The following is a 19,593-nucleotide window of genomic DNA, read 5'->3' as shown; positions in this document are numbered from 1 at the left end:
TAAGTTAACATGATCTCCGTCGGAATTGAGGCAATTGGGTCTTTATCTGCGGATCGACCTATTAGACTTAAGACGTAGTCGTAGCTCCGTCGCCAGCCGCTTGAGGCGGAATAAGCTTAAATGATACATTTTCATTAACAGTAAATAACGATGAAATTCGGAGGTAAACTGATGCGTGTACGAGGAAGTGCCGGTCGTTCGTGGTCACTTGGAATATTGGCTTTTTTGGCGTTAGCGGTTGGGGCCTACGCCTTGCTTTTGTACGGATCACTTGACGGCATTAAGGAGCAGGGCTTTGTCACAGAAAAAGGAAGCATGCCTGACCTATGGTACAGCGTTTTATGGGGCCATGCCGTTTCTGCTGGAATAGCGATTGCAATCGGCTGGTTTCAATTCATCAGGCGGTTTCGGCATCGCTCGCCAAAAGCACACCGCACGATCGGCTATATTTATGCTGCAATGATTGGAATTGGCGGCATCACTGGCCTGTATCTCGCTTTTTACGCAAACGGCGGGCTGATCGCAAAGGTTGGCTTCGGCACCTTATCTATTTTATGGCTGTATTCCCTTTATCGCGCGTTAAAAAGCATTATCGTCCACCGGAATAAGGCTGAGCATGGACGCTGGATGGCAAGAAACTATGCTCTTACCTGCGCTGCAATTACACTCCGCTTGTATACTGCACTCGCAGCCGGTATATGGAAAATAACGGATACGAATGAATCGTTCTTCGTTATTGCTTGGATTTGCTGGGTACCAAATCTACTGTTTATTGAAATGCTAATGAGTAGAAAAAAGCGTATTGGCATGACGCATGAGAACGGTATATATCCAAAGATATAAACAGAAAAAGAGCAAGGACGGCTGCAACCCATCCTTGCTCTTTCCTTTTTATCATCCTGCTTTTAAACGCGGTTATAATCCGCTCTCCACTTCGTAATCGATTTCTTGATCGTCCCGGAATTCATTCCCGCTTCAACAGCCTTCACGCATAATGCAGGAAAAGCATCATCCTCCGCAAAACGCAGAGCAATGATTTGCTGCACGCTAAGTCTTGTATCCAATGGTTTGCCTGTAAGCCTGAAATGCCGAAAATTCTCCTCGTGAACAATGCTGCGATCCTGCAGCTTCGTTGCGAACTGACGGACAACCGCCCCTAATAGAACTACACATACAGAAAGACCAAAAATTAATAGCGAAGAGAAGCTGAATTGCTCTTTAAATATATGAACAATCGACGCGATAAATAAGATAAGCGCAATGGGCGCCAGTATAAAATGATACAAAGGTGCATATTGCCCATGGTTCTCATAGCTTTGCGTTTTCACATTGCTCACAACGATTCCCCCAATGTAATGTCTAGTTCATTCTTTCTTGAAAAACTGAATCACACCAAAAGCAAGACCTTCAGAGTCTTCACAATAAGCAAAATCGCCAATTTCAGGGATTTCCATCTTGGCGGAGGTAACTTTGCCGCCTGCCCGCTCGACCTTGCCCAAATATTCATCCAGATCCGCCACGGTAATTGAATTAACGGTTCGCAGTGCCTCTTCTGTAGAGCTGCGCATTAGTCCACCGTCTATTCCTTCCTCACCATCTTCGCCCGTAATGATTATCCAGTACCCCTCCATCATCTCTTGGAACTTCCAACCAAAAACCTCTTCGTAAAATGACATTTTTTTCTCTGGATTTCTAGTCTCTATTTCAAAATGAATAACGCGTGACATGACGTTCACTCCTCTTTTTGCAGTAGTCTGATAAGACTCTACAAAAAGAATAGCCATAAACCGTGAATTTTGCTTCTTCTAGTTTGCTCTCTTTTATCCCTCCAGCCTATTAAGATAAGCTTGAACGAGAACGGGAAAGGAAATCAATATAGGCGGATCATAAAACTTTGGAGGTCGAAGGGTAACATTGGATTCGCCTTTAGCAACGCCATCTGTTACAGTGATTTTCCCATTTGCCTTGCCACGCCAAGAGTGCTGCGGATGCAGATACTCATCGAGAGAAGCATCCCATGAAAATGCGATAGACATGATATAGTACGTTCCATCGGGAACATTCGGTATCACGTATGCTCCTGACTCAAAAACCATGGTGCATCCCATAGGCTTGCCCATAGGAATTGGCCTAGGAAACAAGCCAATACAAATCACGCCATGAAGCGATTCTGACGCCTTAACATTCCCCTCTATGGCTGAAAGCGCCTTAATGCCCTCTGGCAAACGAATGGATCGAAGTTCATTGAGCCCAAGCAACCTGCTCTCTATAAAATGTCTAAACTGCTGCGGCGAAAGCCCGATAAAACTTGAGAATTTGGAAGAAAAGGTGCTAAAACTGCTGTATCCCACCGTTTGACCTACCTCTGTAACTGATAAAGTAGATTTCAATAGCAGCTTTTTACTCCATTGAAAGCGAAGAGCAGATAAATACAGCCGAGGCGGAATGCCTGTGGTGGAGCGAAAGATACGATCAAAATGAAAAGGACTGTACGAAATAAGCTTTGCCAGCATTCCCGTCGAAAGAGTCGAATCTTCCATACGTTCTACCATCTGAACAATTGCTGCTTTTACAGCGACTTCATGATCAGATTCCGTCGTTTGCTTCAAGCCTGCCGTCTTTTTTTCGTAAACTTCTTGAACGGAGTGACTCACACCATTACTACCCCACCTCTGCCATGTAGTCTACCTATTAGAATCATTAAACATGGTGACGTTGAATACTTACAACATATGTAAATCATTATACATGATAACTTTCTATTGTCAGAAAAAAATAAAGTATTTTTAATAACGCTATCTGCATTTCCCTTACTGTCCATCCTGTATTATGATTCTATAAAAAAGGGAAGGGACTCTTCTGCCTATGGAATTATCGAGGTCTCAGCAATTAGCTCAAGAGTATATAACAAATTACGCAAGAAGCCGCAAAAATGAGGTGGAGCAAACAATGAGGGAAATCCTTCAAATGTCCAGCATCGAGCTGAAGACATTTGAAGATGCTATCACTAAACTAAAATCTCATGCAAGTATTGCGCTGCACTTTCATCCCGATCGATTAGATCCGAACATGAAAAGCGTTGCTGAAGCACTGCTTGAGCAGGGGATTTATAAAAGCCAGTTCGAGACTTTCCTATCGAATGGAAGTGTATCAGCATTTCCAGGTGGTGAACGAGACGTTTGGGAAAATAAAATGTTTGGCGGAGCGTACCAAATAAATGGCTCAACCAATAGCGAACGGCCGAAGTATGGGGCACTCAATGTCATGTTACATCCCGATGGACCTGCTCCACGGTTTGGATCATGTTATTTTCTTTTATCCGCTGAGGTCTCTCATCGTTGCACTTATACTTATTTGGATTCTCACCAAGACCCTAAGGAAAAGGGGACGTATAAGGAATTTGACCTTATTTTGGCTGCTCTCATGAGGGATGCGTTCTATAATAATTTTGCCATTGGTGAAAGCAATCTGACGGTTCGAAAGTTAATCGACCATATGCTCGTCAATCTTGAGAAACCATTCCAAAATCCATCAAACAAAGAGCCAAATCGAAATCTTGACCACTATATCGAAGCTCAGGTTCATGGTGACATTTCTCTTAAAGAAGACGTAAAGACGCTTGTTGCCGATCCATCATTTAAGGGCACCCATACAGGACAAATCTTAGAACAGCTATGTTTAAAGTATGCAATTGATCTTTACTGGCATAGGGGCTTTACCCTTTTAGTTGATGAGGTGCCTATCAATTTCAGAGGTCCTTCGATGCCTTCACTAGCCAAAAGAATTGCGCAAAGTGATTTTATTGATGTTAATATGATTGGCGCAGCAGCTATGGACTTGAAACGAAATCCAAGTCATTGGAGCGATAGAGGAACCTACAAAGAAGTTCTGCAAGAATTAAAATTACTCTGGCATGTTTTAGTGAGATATGGAAAGCCAATGGAAAAGTGAAAGTTAGCGTAATCGGAGGTTAACAAAGGAAAATTAAAAAAGAGGAGCCCGTAGCTCCTCCCCTCTAAACCCTATGTTCTACCGATTCTTTGCTCTGATCAGCATCTGATCTCACCTTGATTCGATATTCCTGCGGCGATATTCCCTCAAGCTCCTTAAACACACGAGAAAACTGCTTGCTGTTCTCAAAGCCAACGACGCTGCCGATTTCCTGCATCTTCTGATTGCCTTCGAGCAGCAGTTCTTTGCTTTTGCGAATACGAATTTTTTTTAGAAACAATACAAAATTCTCGCCCGTATGAACCTTGAACGCTTCACTGAAATAGGAGTAATTAAGGCCAACATAATTGCTCACGACAGCCATATTAAGCGGACGATAATAGTTATCCTCCATATAATTAACCGCTGCTTTAATCTCTGAATGCTCGCTATACGCTGAGCGTATGCCTCTGACATAGTCGTTCACGCTTGAGAGCAGCAGCTCCAAGCTCCGATAATAGTCGTGAAAGCTGCGGAAATTATCCATACTGCCCACTTTACGATACAGCTTCAATACCTCGATCGACTCTTCACCGTAAATACGAAATACTTCGTCCAGAACCTGCTCATTGATCATTTTGCCTACCAGCTTTAAGTAGCCAATATCTACATTTGGTATATCCTCGGTATGGAAAATTTGCTTCAGCAGCTCCTGAACCTCCCGTTCTCGATCGGTTCCGAGCATGTTGCCAAGCTTGCGAATTTCTTCTTCTGGCACCGGATAATACTGCCGCTTAGCTCGAATGTCTTCATGATGCAGCAGACGGCAATTCGAATAAATGAATGAATATTGCAGCGCCTCAGAAGCTTGCTTATAACAATGAAACAGATCTTCGATTTCATTCCCCTCGGCGCTTATCCCCATCCGCAGTCCATCCAGTTCCTTCCCGCCAGCCTGCCTAAACAATTCTTCGAACTGCAATGCTGGGCTGCCGATCAGAACGAGCTTGCCTTCACTATCTAGAAACGAGACCTCCAGTACGCCTTTAATCGGCTGCATCATTTTCTCCACTAGCAGCTTGAACTCTTCTTTGTTCATGGAGTCGCCGCTCTCCGATTTATATTTCAGGACGGCAACAGTAAACGGTCTAGTAAACTGCTCAAATCCGATTTTAGCTTCCAGATCATTTGCAAAATCGTAAGCAGGGTCATCCTGCCTGAACCATTCCTTCAGCCTGTTTATCCGCAGCTGTTCACGGTACGTATCGCTTACCGCTACCCGCTCAGCTAATTCAGCTTGCGCTTGCAGCGTGTTTTCGCTCTTTGTGAGTGATTCAAACAGCTCGTCCCGCCGAATCGGCTTAAGCAAATAATCTTTAACCTGGTATTCTATTGCAGCCTTTGCATAGGAGAAATCGTCATAGCCGCTTAAAATAATGAAGATCGGTTTCTGCTCCGGCTCCGACTCCTGAGTTAGCTGTTTAATGAGTTCAATTCCATCCATCACAGGCATGCGAATATCTGTAATTACGATATCTGCTCGTTCATTGCGATATTGTGTTAACGCATCTTCTCCATGAATCGCCATTCGAATGTGATACAATTCGGGAAATTCTCTCTCTATCATCGTCTTGAGCCCTAATCGGATATTTTTCTCGTCATCTACGATCAGCATTGTTCTCATATCCGGAACTTCCTCCCATCAACAGTACCTTAGGAAGGGTAATGACTACTTCGGTGAATTGCCCTTCTCTGCTATATACCTGTAATCCATATGACTTGCCATAATAAAGCCGAATACGCTGATGAACATTGCGCAGGCCGATTCCAAACGCTTGTTTTCCTTTTCCCGCTTCTTTCTCTGAAGAAATCCCGTTACTATTATCGGTGTGAATCATTTCATTTAACCGCTCCAAGCGGGCCGCTTTAATACCCATGCCGTTATCTCTCAGCCTGATGATAATGCCTGCATCCTCATCCTCAATAACATCAATTAATATTTTGCTCGTACTCTCTTCCACACCCGTCCACGCATGTTTTACAGCATTTTCTACGATTGGCTGCAGGGACATCTTAAGCACTTCAATCTCTAGCAGCTTCGGTGGTATATTTAGTTCCAGCTGAATCGGTTCGTCGAACCGAATATTCATGACGGCAATATAATTCTGAATATGGCGAAGCTCATCCTGTAAGCTTACATACTCGCCAGACCACTTGAAATTATAACGCATCATCCCGCCAAGCGAGGTAAGCGAATCGGATATCGTCCGCTGGTTTTCCATCTCTGCGAGCATCTTAATATTCTCGAGCGTATTGTACAAAAAATGCGAGTCGATCTGACTGTGCAGGGTGCGCAGCTCCGCCTCTTTCGTTAGCGCCTGCTTCTTAACTCCCTGGGCAATTAGCTCATTAATTGTATGAATTAATTTGTTAAAATGATGCGCTAGCTCGCCTATTTCTCCGCCTCCGCCCAAAGGAAGCCCCGTTGGCATTTCTCCTCTTCTTACTTTCTTCATTGCCTCTGTGAGACGACTCAGATTTTTGAGAATAAAGGAGTTCATTAAATACGTTATGAAGGACAATAGACCGATCAAAATAATATTAGCAGCGATGATTTGTCTCTCGGCTCTGGATACGCGTTCATCAACATTTTTTAACGACACCACATTAAGAATATGCGCGCTGACTTGTTCCACAGGCGTGGAGACCAGCAAATAAGGATGCTTATTTACAGAAAATCGCTTTTCCTTAGCCCCTTGCTCATTCATTTCCCGGAACTCTTGCAAAATGGCTTGATGAAGCTCTGGATCACTGCCGACAAACGGTTGATTGTCATCCATAAAAATAGTTCCGTTGCCATCAGCAAGCATCATCTGTGACCCGTCATCCTTAATATTGGCAAACGCTTTAGGCGAGAACTGCTTCAGCAGCATTTCGACTTGGATAATCCCAATACGCTTGCTTCCGGAATTCATGACGCGCAGGAGTGAAACCTTCGGCATTTGCTCGTTAACATCCGTCACGTAACGATGCAAAATGTCGAGATCCTGCTCTTTGAATATCCACATCTCCTTGCCATCCAATTGATCCAGCTTGGCGTACCACGGCTCTTTTTGAATCCGGCGTTCATGGAAAATAATCGGCCAAACTTCGGACATATGATCATTGTTTGCAAACAATCGAAGATGGACAATATTTGGATTATTGATTTGAATGTTGATCATGTCGGTAAGGGCGCCGCGATATAAGTCGAGGAGCTCTTCAATAGGAAGCTCTTCATCCTTTGAAATATAATCCAAAATTTCAGATTTCGATAGCGTGAGCTGGGCAGCCCGTTCCATAGCTTCAATCTGATTTAGAACATTCACTTTCTCCATTTCAAGCAAGTATTGGCTTTGCTTAAAGGTATCGTTAATATAACTATCCCTAATCTGATTAAAGAGATAGTTCGATACGCCGATGCTAGGGATTAATAATATGACGATATAAGCCGCCACAAGGCGGCTTTGCATCGATCGATGTCCTAGCCAATTCGTAGCAGACTGAAGATGTAACCGAAATTTTCTGCCCATAATGCTCTCACTTCCGCTCTGTATTTCATTCACTCGATTAACTTCCCCATCAAGCAAAAACAGCTATTCTTATATTGCACAAAAAGCACCCCAGACCGTTTCCGGTTCTGGAGTACCTTTCGCTGGGGTCTTCCCCCTAAGTGGTAGAAATGATTATATTATTTTGCTGCGTCCAACTTCGCAACATTTTCTTCGTATTTCTTTTGTTTGTAGGCTTGTACTTTGCTGAATCCAAGAGTCTCACGTTTCTTTAGGAAATCGCCCCAAATTTTATCGAACTCTGCATCCGATTTAGCAAGCACTAGTTTTGGCAATACTTTACCAAACTCTTGATCTATCTTTGTGTTCATAATACCTTCGGCTGAAGTGCCAGTTGGGTTCAACTGGTCGAATTCCGACAAGCTCTTCGCCTTGCCGCGAGTCCAATCTTCCAATTGCTTGAATGGCTCAACAGCTGGCGGAGACCAGATTGGCGTTAGGTTCGTATCCATCATCATCCAGAACGTGTGGGATGCGCCAAGCTGCTTGTCGAAAGCGCCACGATCTGTATTCAATAGATTCAATGCGTCTGGCAAGAACTGATCTTTGCCATCAATATTATCCCAAGTTACGCCTTGTTTACCGAAGAACGTATCATGCTGTCCTTCTTCCGAGATCAAATAGTCTAGGAAACGAATCGCGCGCGCTTTGTCTTTCACATCTTTGGAGATCAGTGTAACTGTCCAACCTGAGATCGATGGACCAGCAAGCGTCGGCTGATCAAGGTTAGTATTAGCAGGACCGTCTACAGCAATGTAGATGGAGTTCGGATCATTTGCAAATAGTGCATTTTGTTGGTTTGCAAGGTCAGATCTAGCGTAAAGCATTGCGAAATAACGGCCTTGTGCAATTTTTTCTTCCATTTGCGGGCGCTTGTCAATGAAGATATCTTTCGACAGCAAGCCGTCTTCGTTCGCTTGACGCATTGTTTTCAGCCATTTTACGTATTCAGGATCTGTATTGCGATCATACAGCTGACCATCTTTATCGTAAGGAATAGCAAGGAAGTTCTGAATATAATGTTGAAGCGACGCGTTGCCTGTGTCGCTGAAATCATACATGCCTAGTGGAATAAGCGGTTGGCCATTCACATCAGGATACATTTTTTTCGCAGCCTCAAGTGCATTCAAGAAGCCTTCCGGCGTACGCATATCCGGCTTGCCTAGTGCTTCGTACATATCTTTGCGCACAAGGAAGGTTTGCGTGGATGTAATGTTGTCTCCGAATTTCTCATAGTCCTTAGGTGATGAGGAAGAGTTCGGATAACCGTATACATTGCCGTTTTCTTGTTTGTACCAAGAAAGCTTAGCAGGGTCTGTTACTTTGTAGAAGTAAGGGTCATATTGATCAGCAAGCTCGTTCAGCGGAAGGACTAGATCGCCTTCGATCATTTTCTTAACCGCATCTTCGTACCAGCCTAGTGTAATAAAGTCAGGCAAAGAGCCCGAAGCGATCATTGTATTCATCTTCTCAGCTTCGTTGCCGGCTGGAACGATGAAGTTAATGTTAACGCCAGTTTTTTCAGTAATATATTTCGAAGTCGCATCTACGCCCCATTTGTTAGGGAACCAAGAGAAGTTGATGTACCAGTCGAACGTAATCGGGCTTTTATCCACTTCCCAGCCCTTATCGTCCTGAGTAAGCTTCACTTGCTCAGCAGGAGCGCCATTGCCCTCTTCCTTGCCATTGTTTTTGTTGCCGCCTGAAGAGCAAGCGGTCGTAAAGACTAGAACCGTTGCGACCATCAGCATCAATACATTTTTGAGCTTAAGCTTCTTGTTCATGTTTGTCTTCCCCTTCTCTGTATGAATGATTATATATGCAATCCTCTGCTCAATAAAGGGCGGAAGGTACTGCCATAAGTTAACCTTTAATCGAACCGATCATCATTCCTTTTACGAAATACTTCTGCAGGAACGGATAAGCGATAACGATTGGAAGGGTCGTGACAACCATCGTAGCCAGCTTAATGGATTGTGTAGTAACGGATTTCCCTATACCTCCAGGGATAGCGGCCAACATTTGGCTAGAGCTGGACTGAGCAACAATACGGTACAAATAAGTTTGTATCGGCTGCATGTCCATGTTGTTCATGTAGATTACGCCGGCAAAATAATCATTCCATTGGTATACCCCGTGGAACAAAGCAATTGTAGCGATAACCGGCATCGATACTGGCAAAATCACTCGCACAAAGATCGACCAGTCATTTGCTCCGTCAATTTTGGCTGCTTCCTCAAGGCCATCCGGAATATCCCGGAAGAAGGTCATGAAGATAATAAGATCGAAGAAGCTGAACATGGCAGGAATGATATAGACCATGAAGTTATCCAGCAAATGCAGGTCTCTCATAAGCAGGTAGGTCGGGATTAGACCGCCGCCAAAGAACAAGGTAACCGTTCCGAAGAGAATATATATTTTTCCGCCGATGAGGCCTTTGCGTGAGAATGCATAAGCAACCATCGCCGTAAAAAACACGTGAAGCACCGTGCCAAGCAGTGTTTTGGCTACGGTAATTCCCATCGCAGTCATGATGCCGCTGCTTTGGAAAACCGCGTCGAAGCTCTCGATGCTGAATACCCGCGGCCACCAGTAGATCCCGCCGCGCATGCCGTCCTGCCCTTCATTGAAGGCATTGACCAGCACATACCAAATCGGATATAGGGTCGCGAAGCAAATGAGCAGCATACCGAAATTGTTGAAGATATCGAAAAATGCTTCTCCTTTTGTTTTACGTTTAATATTAAACACGGTTAGTCGCCTCCGTTTCTAGAACAGTGAAGTATCGTTCATTTTTTTCGTTACTCGATTTGCAATAAGCAATAGAATTAATGCGATTAAAGACTTAAACAATCCAACAGCAGTGGAGTAGGAATAACGTCCTTGCTGCATGCCCGTCTGATAAACATAAATATCGATAACGTTGCTCGCGCTCTCGTTCAATGAGTTGCGCAGCACTAGAATCTGGTCAAAGTTCGAGTTAAGCACGCCGCTCACTGCTAGAATGAACAGAATGGAGATCGTCGCCTTAATGCTAGGCAAAGTGACGTACCACATTTTTTGAAAACGTCCTGCGCCATCAATTGTTGCTGCTTCATACAACTCTGGCGATACGCTGGCAATAGCCGCAAGATAGATAATGGCGGACCAGCCAAGCTCTTTCCATATATCTGATGTAATGATGATGCTCCAGAAGTAGCTAGGCTCTGCCAAATAGGAAATCGGCTCATCGATGAAATTAAGAGCAAGAAGAACGTTGTTAATAATCCCAACATCCGAAAGCCAAGTGGCAAGAATACCGCCGAGAATAACCCATGACAAAAAGTGAGGCAAATACGAAATGGTCTGAATCGCTTTTTTGAAGCCGACCGAACGAACCTCGTTTAGAAATAATGCAAAAATAATAGGTAGTGGAAATCCGATTGCAAGTTTGATAAGACTGATGCCGAGTGTATTTTTCATGACATCAACAAAGCTCTCATCCTGGAAAAACTCCTTAAAGTGCATAAAGCCAACCCAAGGCGCCTCGCTTATGGATTTGACAATGTTGAATTCTTTAAAGGCGATAATAACGCCATACATAGGAACGTAGTTGAATATAATCATCCATAGCACGCCTAGTAACGCCATAATTTGAATGTGCCGTTGGCTGTACAACTTTTTGAACCATTTGCTTCTTGCTGCCTTTGCGTCCGCAGCAGGCAAGGAAGCAGGCGCTGAACCTAGCTGTGTTTTCAAAATAATTACCCCCATGCTGTTGAAAATCTGATGTAAGCCTTTGCATCTCTTATACTTTAATTGTAGATTGTTGGTCCCTGTCTCGTAAGGCTTTAGATTTCGTATTCAGGTGACCATTTTTCGGTTTTGGGTGCATCTACCGTTTTTTGCGCACAAAAAAATGTGATGCTGGCAGAACCTGCCTCGCATCACATTTTAGTTTTTCATTCTATTTAGCAAACGAAAATTCAATCCAATCCAAATCCACACTGCCGCTTAAAATACGGATGATGACACGAACTGCTCCAGCTGGTAGATGGATGTCCTTTAGAAGCAGGCTCTCCGTCCAATCCTCACCGTTTACCTCACAGCTCACCGGCTCTTGGCCTTCTAGTTCAATGGATAATGTCGCTTGACCCGCAGCGGCTAGCAGCCCTGCATGCAGATCAAATGACTTTGCTTCGACGCACAAAGCATCATACGCGAGCCAATCTCCTTGATGCAGCTCAACACAAAGCGTATTATCCTCTGCCCAAACCTTGCCGCCCTCTGAATGATAGCTTGGCATCTCGGTCTTGCCCGTAATCATCCTCATTGGCACGCCGTCACTTGCACGCAGTCCTGTCTTGTTCGTTTTCTTGTTCACGATGCCAAAGCCGGCACCCTCACCTTGTCCATAAAATTCAGCAGGAATCTGGAGCGGAAGGTGACGCAGCAGCGCACGGGATATGCCTGGGAACGCATCACAGTTGTCCACTTTCAGATTATCGAGATATTCATTTAAGATCGCTTCCGCCGTTGCTTCATCCGGTTTAGCGCCGCCCTCCAAATAAGCCGTCAGCAGATTCCAGCCTTCCGGCATCCGAATAGAGTATGGAGAATTTGATGTGTTCATCTTTTTCCACGTCCAGAAATTCCACGAAATCTGATGATCCTCGAACATTTGGAATGCTCCGCTGTACCACTGTGCGTTATTTTCACCGCCTTCACCCATGAAGATCGGCACATTCCACTCCTCACGCTTATCTATATATTTCTGAATACTTTCCGTATCGGGGTTGTTCCAATACTTATGGAATTGCAGCATTAAATTATCATCAAATTTCTCTGTGAATACACTCCAGTCCGTTGACCAATGCACCCCTTCAATAATGATCATATGACGCTTGTCCACTTCACGGATCGCTGCTGTAATTTCCTTGTGCAGCGGCTCTACAAGGTCGTTATATTGGTTAAACCAATCCGGAAGAGGTTCATTAAAGAGGTCATATCCGGCAATAATCCAATCGTCTTTATAGCGCTCTGCGAACATTCGCCAAATCGCGATCGTCAGCTCTTGGTTGCGGCGATCCGTAAACAGCTCCGGCAAATCATTTTCCGAATCATCAATGTTGGCTCCCGTCTGCCCGCCTGGCGCCCCGTGCAAATCCAAAATGACATACAGCTTATACTTTCTGCACCATTCAATCACTTCATGAATTCGTGCAAGCCTTTTTTCATTAAAAATGATCTCTTCGCCTTGTTCTAGAATTCCGCGAGCATTGATTGGAAACCTCACGGAATTAAAGCCCTGCTTCGCTACTTCGCGGACATCAATCTCATCCACATAACGCTCCACATAACTATCCCAGAACTGTGCTGCTTTCTCTTCGCCGATTAATTCCTTGACCATCGCCTCGATTTTGCGCGGACGGTCTCCGCCTTGCGGAAACTTCCACATATAGCCTTCCGGCAGCAGCCAGCTTCCGAACCCAACGCCTCTCAGCACAATTTCTTTGCCGTCTCCATTAAGCAACTTTTTACCTTCCGCTCTAACGAAACCGCTTACATCATTGTTGTTGCTATGCACGCTCATCATCGGATTGCCTCCTTATATGTATGGTTTGGAACTATCATCGTTACTCTCTCAAAATATAGCACAAGACCGCAGTTTACGGTGAGCATTCCGAAATACGGAGAGCATATCCGAAAGGCGCAGCCTTCTAGCAGCCGATTTGCGTTTTAGTTTGTGTATAGCGATGCATCTGCATTTGTATGCGAATAGGTAGAGTACATGATGAACTATCCACCAGAAGTATCATGAGTACCAGGGATACCAAAGGTACCAGTAGTTCCAAAGTTACCTGAGGTACCTGAGGTGCCAGGGATACCAGCGGTACCAGAGGTGCCAGGGATACCAGCAGTACCAGCAGTACCAACACTTCCAGCAGTTCCAGAGGTACCTGAAGTGCCAAAGATACCAGCGGTACCAGCGAAACCAGCAGTATCAGCAGTACTAGAGGTACTAGAGGTATCAAAAATACCAGCAGTTCCAAAGGTACCTGAGGTAACAGAGATACAAGCGGTACCATAGGTACCATAGGTACCATCACTACCTGTAACGAATCTGATACACGTTATCCGCCTACATTTCCGCTTTTAAAAAATGTAACGAACACCAGCAACCTTATTTCCTTCAAAACATCCCTTTTCGTGTACAAAAGTACCTATTAGCGTTGCTGTAATTCGTTAGCACCTTTAAACATCACTTTTCCGCAAAATAAGCTCCTTACGATTCGTTAGATTTTAACTCTTTCCAAATGGTTAATCCATCCAAATAATGCAACCTTATCTATCATTAAGGTGTCTATATGATTACAAGTAAATGTCGCGAGGCAGCATTATTATTATGTTGGGGGTGTACTATCGGTTATGTCGAAAATAAAACCAGTATTTTTCATTTTATTATGCATCATCATCTTAGGCGGATGCTCCAAAGATACAAATAGCAAGGAAAATAAGTTTATTTTAGAGGATGTAACTAAAGCGATTGAAGCACAGAAGTTAGAGCTAATATCCTATGGGATAACAGGTTACCCTCCGAAATTAAACGATGTTATTCCCGAGGTCTATTCCGTAGGAATACCACTAAATAAGAAAGAAAATGAACCTGAGTTTATGCATTTTTATATCTTTCAATCTGAAAAAGATCGTATTAATGGGGCTGAAGAACTCAATAAACAAACAGAGAATGCCGATTCCAAATCGTTTACGAGATTATATCAGGAAGGAAACGTTCTGATCGTTTATTGGAGTGACATCAAGGAGAATACACGACTAGACAACCCTATTGAAGCGGCGTTAGAGCAGCTCAAGAATGCCTAATAATCTCATCCGCTACCGCTTGAGGTGGGGATGACAACATCGTGTAACCCTTTGTTTTGATCGTTACTCTTTCGCCGATCCTCAGGTCATTATAAAGCTCTCTATCATTAACGCGAATAATCATCACATCGTTATGATTTTCGTTATTCAAAAAATCAGAAAGCGATTTGGATTTAGCCTCTTTTTTGGAAATGTTATAGACAACAAATAGGGTTGGAGCGTCATTGCTGTTAAGTTGCTTCTCTAGAATATAATCGCCTTTTTCAAATGGTTTATTAATGCCAATGATTAACCCGCAGACTGCAATTGCGACTACCAAATACGCTATCCATTTTCTCATCTTGTTCCTCCCTATTTGATTGGTGGCTATTTTATTTCCAAGCTAAGCCACTCACAATATTTCAAGAAAAACTTGTCCAATAGCTCAGCATTGACCATCGATAATTGTTTGACCAATGCGTATTTAAAGAAATCCAATAGATCATCTTCAATACTCTCCAGTTGTTCAATCAATTCAATATCGTTATATTCAATAAAAAACATTTTCTGCTTCTCTTGTTCTGTTGGTGGTTTAACATTCATCACTCCATAGTAATCATCCGACCAAATCCTTACTGATTGATCCAAGTATTCGATAGATGGAAAGGGATCATGTCCTAGCCAGGCACTTTTCTTATTTATGACCGCGTCAAGGACCTCCTTCCATTGCTCCAATCCACAGCAACAACTGGGAAGTATCACATGGCTATGACTCTCAAAAGCAATCCCGCCGCTCAGTACAATTTCATCTGTATTAATGAGTTCTTTTACCACTTTATTAGGTTCTTTATTTATATCAATATCATTCATGCCACATAGCACTGTCAGAAAAATAACAACATCCTCTGCGCTTGAATTTTTTGATAAATATGCATTTTCTAGGCTCTCTGCTTTTGGAAGCCATAAAGGCTTATCGAAAAAGGGATTAGTAATTACGGCTTGAACACGTGTCATGGCCATTCTCCTCTTACAAGATACTTAAGCTTGCAATAATTCCCTGCATAACTATTCTAATACAGTAGAGCAGGCAATGGCTATATCCATCAAAATGTGTTTGATAATGAAATGCCCTCATGATATATTTAGCAATATTTAGGAGAGATTGAAAACAACGCGAATGACATAACTATTTCATATGACTAAGGAAGCGAGTGTTGTTTGGTGGAAAATAAAGCTGTCATACTTGGCTCAAACTTTTACACAGGTTTAAGCATCATAAGAGGCCTCGGCTCCAAGGGGATCTATACAGTAGCAATGGATTATTCCAAGCAAAATACATATGGCGCCAAATCCAAATACTTAAGCGAGCAAATTATTGTTCCTCATTATAAACAGCAGAAGGAACAGCTTCTGCACTATTTAATCGACTACGCCAAAAAGCAGGACAAGAAGCCTGTCCTTTTTCCGAGCGTCGACCCTTATGTGGAGTTCGTTGATTCTTATTTGGACGAACTCAAAAAGTACTACCATATAAATATGAACGTTCAAGGCTTTTGGAGCAATATTATGGATAAGGAGTATCTCCATACCCTTACAACAAAACACGGTGTATTAGTGCCAGAATCGATCAGCCCAGCTGAGGAACGATTTGAAGAAAGAGTCGTTGCTGAGATCGGCTTTCCATGTATCGTGAAACCCACGGACTCTCCAGCTTTCGTGGACTTTTTCCGAGCCAAAATATTCACATGCCATAACTTGGAGGAAATGAGAGCTGCAATCGAGAAATCGAGGCAAGCTAAACTTCAGGTTATCGTGCAAAGAATTATTCCCGGCTTCGATGACCATGTCTATACACTTGATGCCTACTTGGATCAGAGTTCAAAGGTAACTCACTGGATGACCTGTCAAAAACTACGGCAATTCCCGATTAACTTTGGCGCTTCTTCCTTTACAAAGCAAAAGTACATAGAGGAGCTTTACCACATCGGTGCCCCTTTTCTAGAAGCGATTGGCTATAAGGGCTTCGCCGAAATTGAATTCAAGAAAGATGCGGTAACCGGCAAGTATTATTTGCTGGAGATTAATGCAAGAACGACTACACTGGACCCTCTCCTACAAAAATGTGGCGTTAACTTCCCACTGCTCGCTTACAACGAGCTTGTAGGCAAGCCGATTGGAAGCTATGCGATTACAAGCGATACAGGGATCGCCTTCTGCTTTTTGTTTGAAGATCTTATTTCATCGCGCGATTATGTCCGAACCAAACAGTTAAGCGTCCTGCCAATCGTTAAATCCCATTTTGTCAAAAGAGCGCCTGCCATCTGGAGCCTAAGCGACCCAGCGCCTGCCGTATCATTCTGCTATATGGTATTCAAAAAAATAGTGAGGAAAGTTTCACAACGGAGGGTAATACGGCAGCCGTAACTATAAGACGAAAAGATAGCACAATAGGAAAACCTCCCGTTAAAGCAGCTGAATCAGCTCAATTAACAGGAGGTTTTTATTAAATTTCTATAAGTAAGGTGTTCCCTCCATCAAGCTTCATTCCCTTTTGAATCTACAAAAAACCAATAAACGATAAATTGTAAAACGCTCATCCATAGGATGAAGAGCAATGAATTTCCGTTTAACGAATCAAGCACTTGTTGCAATACAGACAAAGGCTCCGTAAACAAATGAATAGAATGAAAGCGTAAAAATCTTCCTATATATATCCCTAGACCGCCGAGCAGCATAAATACTAATAAAATCAGTTTATTCCATTTCGTATTTATAAGAAGCAGTTGAATCTCTTTGATCATTAAAATGTAAAAAAATAGAGCTATGAAAACCCCGCTGATTAACACAAAGAAGTTCCACCACTCATTAACGTGAAGTCCCTCCATATAATCAAACGAAAAGAAATTGAGATGAATCAGATCGGTTACAACGTAGAACACATTTGGCGAGAGCAGTATGAAAACGATAAAGAAAACAAAACTAACCAGCATATTTCTTTTCTTATGCGACTTAAATAAAGGCAGCAAAAAAGACAGCTCCAGTGCTGCAAAAGCAAGAAATAAATTAAAGATCATAAATGAATAATAGTTATCTAAAGTAAACAGAAGCGCTATATACGTAAAAAAAGATATTCTCGCCTTAAAACGATTATTCATCCAAACACTCCTATTTTTATCCATTTTACGCATTTTCGGGTGAAAAGGTATCAAAAGCCTTGCGAGATTGCCTCGCAAGGCTTTTTCGTTCTACTTTTGAAGCCGATTGGCTAATATTTTCCCTAATGCCTCTTCCGCTGCAAAAACTTCAATCGGGCTATCAGGATTTTCTCGGGTATGCTTTAACCGTTCAATTGATTCATCATTAATGTGAGCGGGATCAATGAAAGACAATGCCCATGCTGCCCAAAAACAAGCTTTATCATTTGTGGAAGCGAGTATTTGCAGTAAATAAGGGACGCTATGGCTGCCTATTCTCGTTAAAGTTAATGCAGAGGCCATTCTGAGCTGTTCATTGTCCTCCTTCAACAAGGCAGCAACCTGAGCAGTAGATTCTGATGCTGCTTCGCCAAACTCACCTAGTACAACAACGATCATAGTACGTACAGATACATCCCTTACATGCAGTTGTTCGATTAAAGCTGGAATTACACTTGTCCCTTGTTTTTTCAAATTATGTATCGCATGAAACGCTTCTTGTGTATTTGTGCTGCCTAGTTTCATGATATTAGCATCAAATGGTTTTAAGTCAGACATTGTTTTATCTCCTTTTTATAAGATGAAAAAAACAAATCCTTTAATGTATACAAATCTTAAAAAGATGACACACTACATTTTTCCATTCCAAATGTAAAACGTTTTTTTCTGAAAGAATGTTGCGGAACATACACCTCTAAGCTCAGGTATCAGCTCATTGTAAGTACAACTCATGAATTTTTCCTTATAATCTACATTATCCAACATTAGGATTGAACATTTGTTCATTTATGATTTTACATATGTTCAAAGTCGTGTTATTATAAGCGTGAAATTAAGCATTCGTATAAGGGGAAGGTGAACTGGCTATGTTAAATTTGTCTGGAATGATTGATCATACGCTTTTGCGTGCAGATGCCACAAAGTCTGAGATTACAAAATTAACGGCAGAAGCGAGAAAATATAGTTTTGCTTCCGTTTGCGTCAATCCAACTTGGGTAGCTTACGCTGCTGAGCAATTGGCAGGCAGCACCGTTAAGGTTTGTACAGTAATCGGATTTCCATTAGGGGCTTCTACTACGGAGACAAAGGCCTTTGAAGCTAAGAACGCTATTGCAAATGGAGCGACTGAGGTTGATATGGTCATTAACATTGGTGCACTCAAAGATGGCGACGACGACTTTGTACAAAAAGATATTCAAGCTGTTGTTGAAGCCGCTGCTGGTAAAGCTATTGTGAAAGTAATTATCGAAGCATCACTGCTTACAGACGATGAAAAAGTACGCGCTAGTCAGTTGTCTGTTCGTGCGGGTGCGGATTTCGTGAAAACATCGACAGGTTTTTCAACTGGCGGAGCAACTGCTGAAGACGTAGCGCTTATGCGCAAAACCGTTGGGGACAAGCTCGGCGTTAAAGCTTCCGGCGGCATTCGCAGTCTTGAAGATATGGAAAAAATGATTGCAGCAGGCGCATCAAGAATCGGTGCCAGCTCAGGCGTGAAGATTATGGAAGGCGAGCAATCGACCTCTTCTTACTAAATAGATATGATGGTGCTGCTCCAATTTGGAGCAGCCTTTACAGGAGGATTTTAGGATGAAGGAACAGTTAATTAAAGAAGCGATTGAAGCCCGTCAGCATGCTCATATCCCCTACTCGCATTTTGCAGTTGGTGCCGCTCTACTAACAGGCAGCAAACGCATTTACCGAGGCTGTAATATTGAGAATGCATCGTTTGGATTAACGAATTGCGCTGAGCGAACGGCTATTTTCAAAGCGGTATCCGAAGGTGAACGCATCATTGAAGCTATTGCAGTAGTGGCAGATACCGAAGGTCCTGTATCTCCATGCGGCGCTTGTCGACAGGTATTGGCCGAATTTTGTGATGAGAATACAAAAATCTATTTAACAAATCTCCATGGGCATACAGAAGAATGGACCATGGCACAGCTGCTGCCAGGTGCTTTTCAAGCCTCCGATATGAAATAGTAATCTGTGAATCTATTGTAAGCGCTTCATAGTAA

Annotated in this window: 20 protein-coding genes; 7 read left to right on the top strand and 13 right to left on the bottom strand. The window is 42.9% G+C overall.

Features of this window, described 5'->3' with window-relative positions; all coding sequences use genetic code 11:
- The first annotated feature begins 171 nt into the window (after positions 1-171).
- Entirely contained in the window at positions 172-843 is a 672-nt protein-coding gene (locus tag AC1DOV_RS02535) for a DUF2306 domain-containing protein (protein WP_477549087.1), read from the top strand.
- Between the two features lie 62 nt (positions 844-905).
- On the opposite strand, the gene AC1DOV_RS02530 is transcribed toward AC1DOV_RS02535, so the two are convergent.
- The 3 genes from AC1DOV_RS02530 to AC1DOV_RS02520 form a co-directional block, all read right to left on the bottom strand.
- Complete coding sequence (locus AC1DOV_RS02530; protein ID WP_441878700.1) at positions 906-1,337, bottom strand: DUF6526 family protein; 432 nt, start codon at positions 1,335-1,337, stop codon at positions 906-908.
- Positions 1,338-1,364: 27 nt separating this feature from the next.
- Entirely contained in the window at positions 1,365-1,727 is a 363-nt protein-coding gene (locus tag AC1DOV_RS02525; RefSeq protein WP_339206696.1) for a VOC family protein, read from the bottom strand.
- A 93-nt stretch (positions 1,728-1,820) separates the two neighbouring features.
- On the bottom strand, positions 1,821-2,654 hold the full coding sequence (locus AC1DOV_RS02520) for a helix-turn-helix domain-containing protein (RefSeq protein ID WP_441878702.1): 834 nt from the start codon (positions 2,652-2,654) through the stop codon (positions 1,821-1,823).
- 211 nt (positions 2,655-2,865) lie between these two features.
- Here AC1DOV_RS02520 and AC1DOV_RS02515 point away from each other — a divergent pair, with 211 nt between their 5' ends.
- Entirely contained in the window at positions 2,866-3,951 is a 1,086-nt protein-coding gene (locus tag AC1DOV_RS02515) for a DUF3626 domain-containing protein (RefSeq protein WP_441878704.1), read from the top strand.
- A gap of 64 nt (positions 3,952-4,015) precedes the next feature.
- Here the strand turns inward: AC1DOV_RS02515 and AC1DOV_RS02510 are convergent, their stop codons facing one another.
- From AC1DOV_RS02510 to AC1DOV_RS02485, 6 genes are all read right to left on the bottom strand, one after another.
- Entirely contained in the window at positions 4,016-5,614 is a 1,599-nt protein-coding gene (locus AC1DOV_RS02510) for a response regulator transcription factor (RefSeq protein WP_441878706.1), read from the bottom strand.
- Complete coding sequence (locus AC1DOV_RS02505; RefSeq protein ID WP_477549086.1) at positions 5,589-7,535, bottom strand: sensor histidine kinase; 1,947 nt, start codon at positions 7,533-7,535, stop codon at positions 5,589-5,591. The genes AC1DOV_RS02510 and AC1DOV_RS02505 overlap by 26 nt, the downstream gene beginning before the upstream one ends.
- A gap of 125 nt (positions 7,536-7,660) precedes the next feature.
- The gene (locus AC1DOV_RS02500) at positions 7,661-9,325 is read right to left on the bottom strand and encodes an extracellular solute-binding protein (RefSeq protein WP_339206686.1); all 1,665 of its coding nucleotides are present in this window, start codon (positions 9,323-9,325) and stop codon (positions 7,661-7,663) included.
- Positions 9,326-9,404: 79 nt separating this feature from the next.
- Positions 9,405-10,229 (bottom strand): carbohydrate ABC transporter permease, encoded by an 825-nt coding sequence (locus AC1DOV_RS02495; RefSeq protein ID WP_083682147.1) that lies wholly within the window; start codon positions 10,227-10,229, stop codon positions 9,405-9,407.
- Between the two features lie 81 nt (positions 10,230-10,310).
- Complete coding sequence (locus AC1DOV_RS02490; RefSeq protein ID WP_339209495.1) at positions 10,311-11,246, bottom strand: ABC transporter permease; 936 nt, start codon at positions 11,244-11,246, stop codon at positions 10,311-10,313.
- Between the two features lie 241 nt (positions 11,247-11,487).
- Entirely contained in the window at positions 11,488-13,116 is a 1,629-nt protein-coding gene (locus tag AC1DOV_RS02485) for a glycoside hydrolase family 5 protein (RefSeq protein WP_477510844.1), read from the bottom strand.
- A 279-nt stretch (positions 13,117-13,395) separates the two neighbouring features.
- On the opposite strand from AC1DOV_RS02485, the gene AC1DOV_RS02480 reads away from it, so the two are divergent.
- Entirely contained in the window at positions 13,396-13,611 is a 216-nt protein-coding gene (locus AC1DOV_RS02480) for a hypothetical protein (RefSeq protein WP_477549085.1), read from the top strand.
- Between the two features lie 338 nt (positions 13,612-13,949).
- Positions 13,950-14,402, top strand: coding sequence for a hypothetical protein (locus tag AC1DOV_RS02475; RefSeq protein ID WP_477549084.1), 453 nt, complete (start codon positions 13,950-13,952; stop codon positions 14,400-14,402).
- Here the strand turns inward: AC1DOV_RS02475 and AC1DOV_RS02470 are convergent.
- Both AC1DOV_RS02470 and AC1DOV_RS02465 read right to left on the bottom strand, forming a co-directional pair.
- Positions 14,389-14,742 (bottom strand): DUF3221 domain-containing protein, encoded by a 354-nt coding sequence (locus tag AC1DOV_RS02470; RefSeq protein ID WP_477549083.1) that lies wholly within the window; start codon positions 14,740-14,742, stop codon positions 14,389-14,391. The genes AC1DOV_RS02475 and AC1DOV_RS02470 overlap by 14 nt on opposite strands.
- Positions 14,743-14,768: 26 nt before the next feature.
- Positions 14,769-15,395 carry a hypothetical protein gene (locus AC1DOV_RS02465; protein ID WP_477549082.1) on the bottom strand — a complete coding sequence of 209 codons (627 nt, stop codon included), beginning with the start codon at positions 15,393-15,395 and terminating at the stop codon, positions 14,769-14,771.
- A gap of 207 nt (positions 15,396-15,602) precedes the next feature.
- On the opposite strand from AC1DOV_RS02465, the gene AC1DOV_RS02460 reads away from it, so the two are divergent.
- Positions 15,603-16,805: a carboxylate--amine ligase gene (locus AC1DOV_RS02460; RefSeq protein WP_477549220.1), complete on the top strand. Its 1,203-nt coding sequence runs from the start codon at positions 15,603-15,605 to the stop codon at positions 16,803-16,805.
- Between the two features lie 110 nt (positions 16,806-16,915).
- On the opposite strand, the gene AC1DOV_RS02455 is transcribed toward AC1DOV_RS02460, so the two are convergent.
- Together AC1DOV_RS02455 and AC1DOV_RS02450 are read right to left on the bottom strand one after the other, a co-directional pair.
- Positions 16,916-17,536 carry a DUF1361 domain-containing protein gene (locus AC1DOV_RS02455; protein ID WP_477549081.1) on the bottom strand — a complete coding sequence of 207 codons (621 nt, stop codon included), beginning with the start codon at positions 17,534-17,536 and terminating at the stop codon, positions 16,916-16,918.
- Between the two features lie 90 nt (positions 17,537-17,626).
- Complete coding sequence (locus tag AC1DOV_RS02450; RefSeq protein WP_477510850.1) at positions 17,627-18,133, bottom strand: HEAT repeat domain-containing protein; 507 nt, start codon at positions 18,131-18,133, stop codon at positions 17,627-17,629.
- A 308-nt stretch (positions 18,134-18,441) separates the two neighbouring features.
- Between AC1DOV_RS02450 and deoC the strand changes: the two genes are divergently transcribed.
- Together deoC and AC1DOV_RS02440 are read left to right on the top strand one after the other, a co-directional pair.
- A complete protein-coding gene (deoC, locus tag AC1DOV_RS02445) occupies positions 18,442-19,110 on the top strand; it encodes a deoxyribose-phosphate aldolase (protein ID WP_477549080.1) in 669 nt (222 codons plus the stop codon).
- A gap of 55 nt (positions 19,111-19,165) precedes the next feature.
- On the top strand, positions 19,166-19,558 hold the full coding sequence (locus tag AC1DOV_RS02440; protein WP_076268745.1) for a cytidine deaminase: 393 nt from the start codon (positions 19,166-19,168) through the stop codon (positions 19,556-19,558).
- The last annotated feature ends 35 nt before the right edge of the window (positions 19,559-19,593 follow it).

It is taken from the genome of Paenibacillus sp. 01T47 (assembly GCF_056398245.1).
The sequence above is the reverse complement of the archived record's forward strand: the minus strand, read 5'-3'. Positions and strand labels throughout refer to the sequence as shown.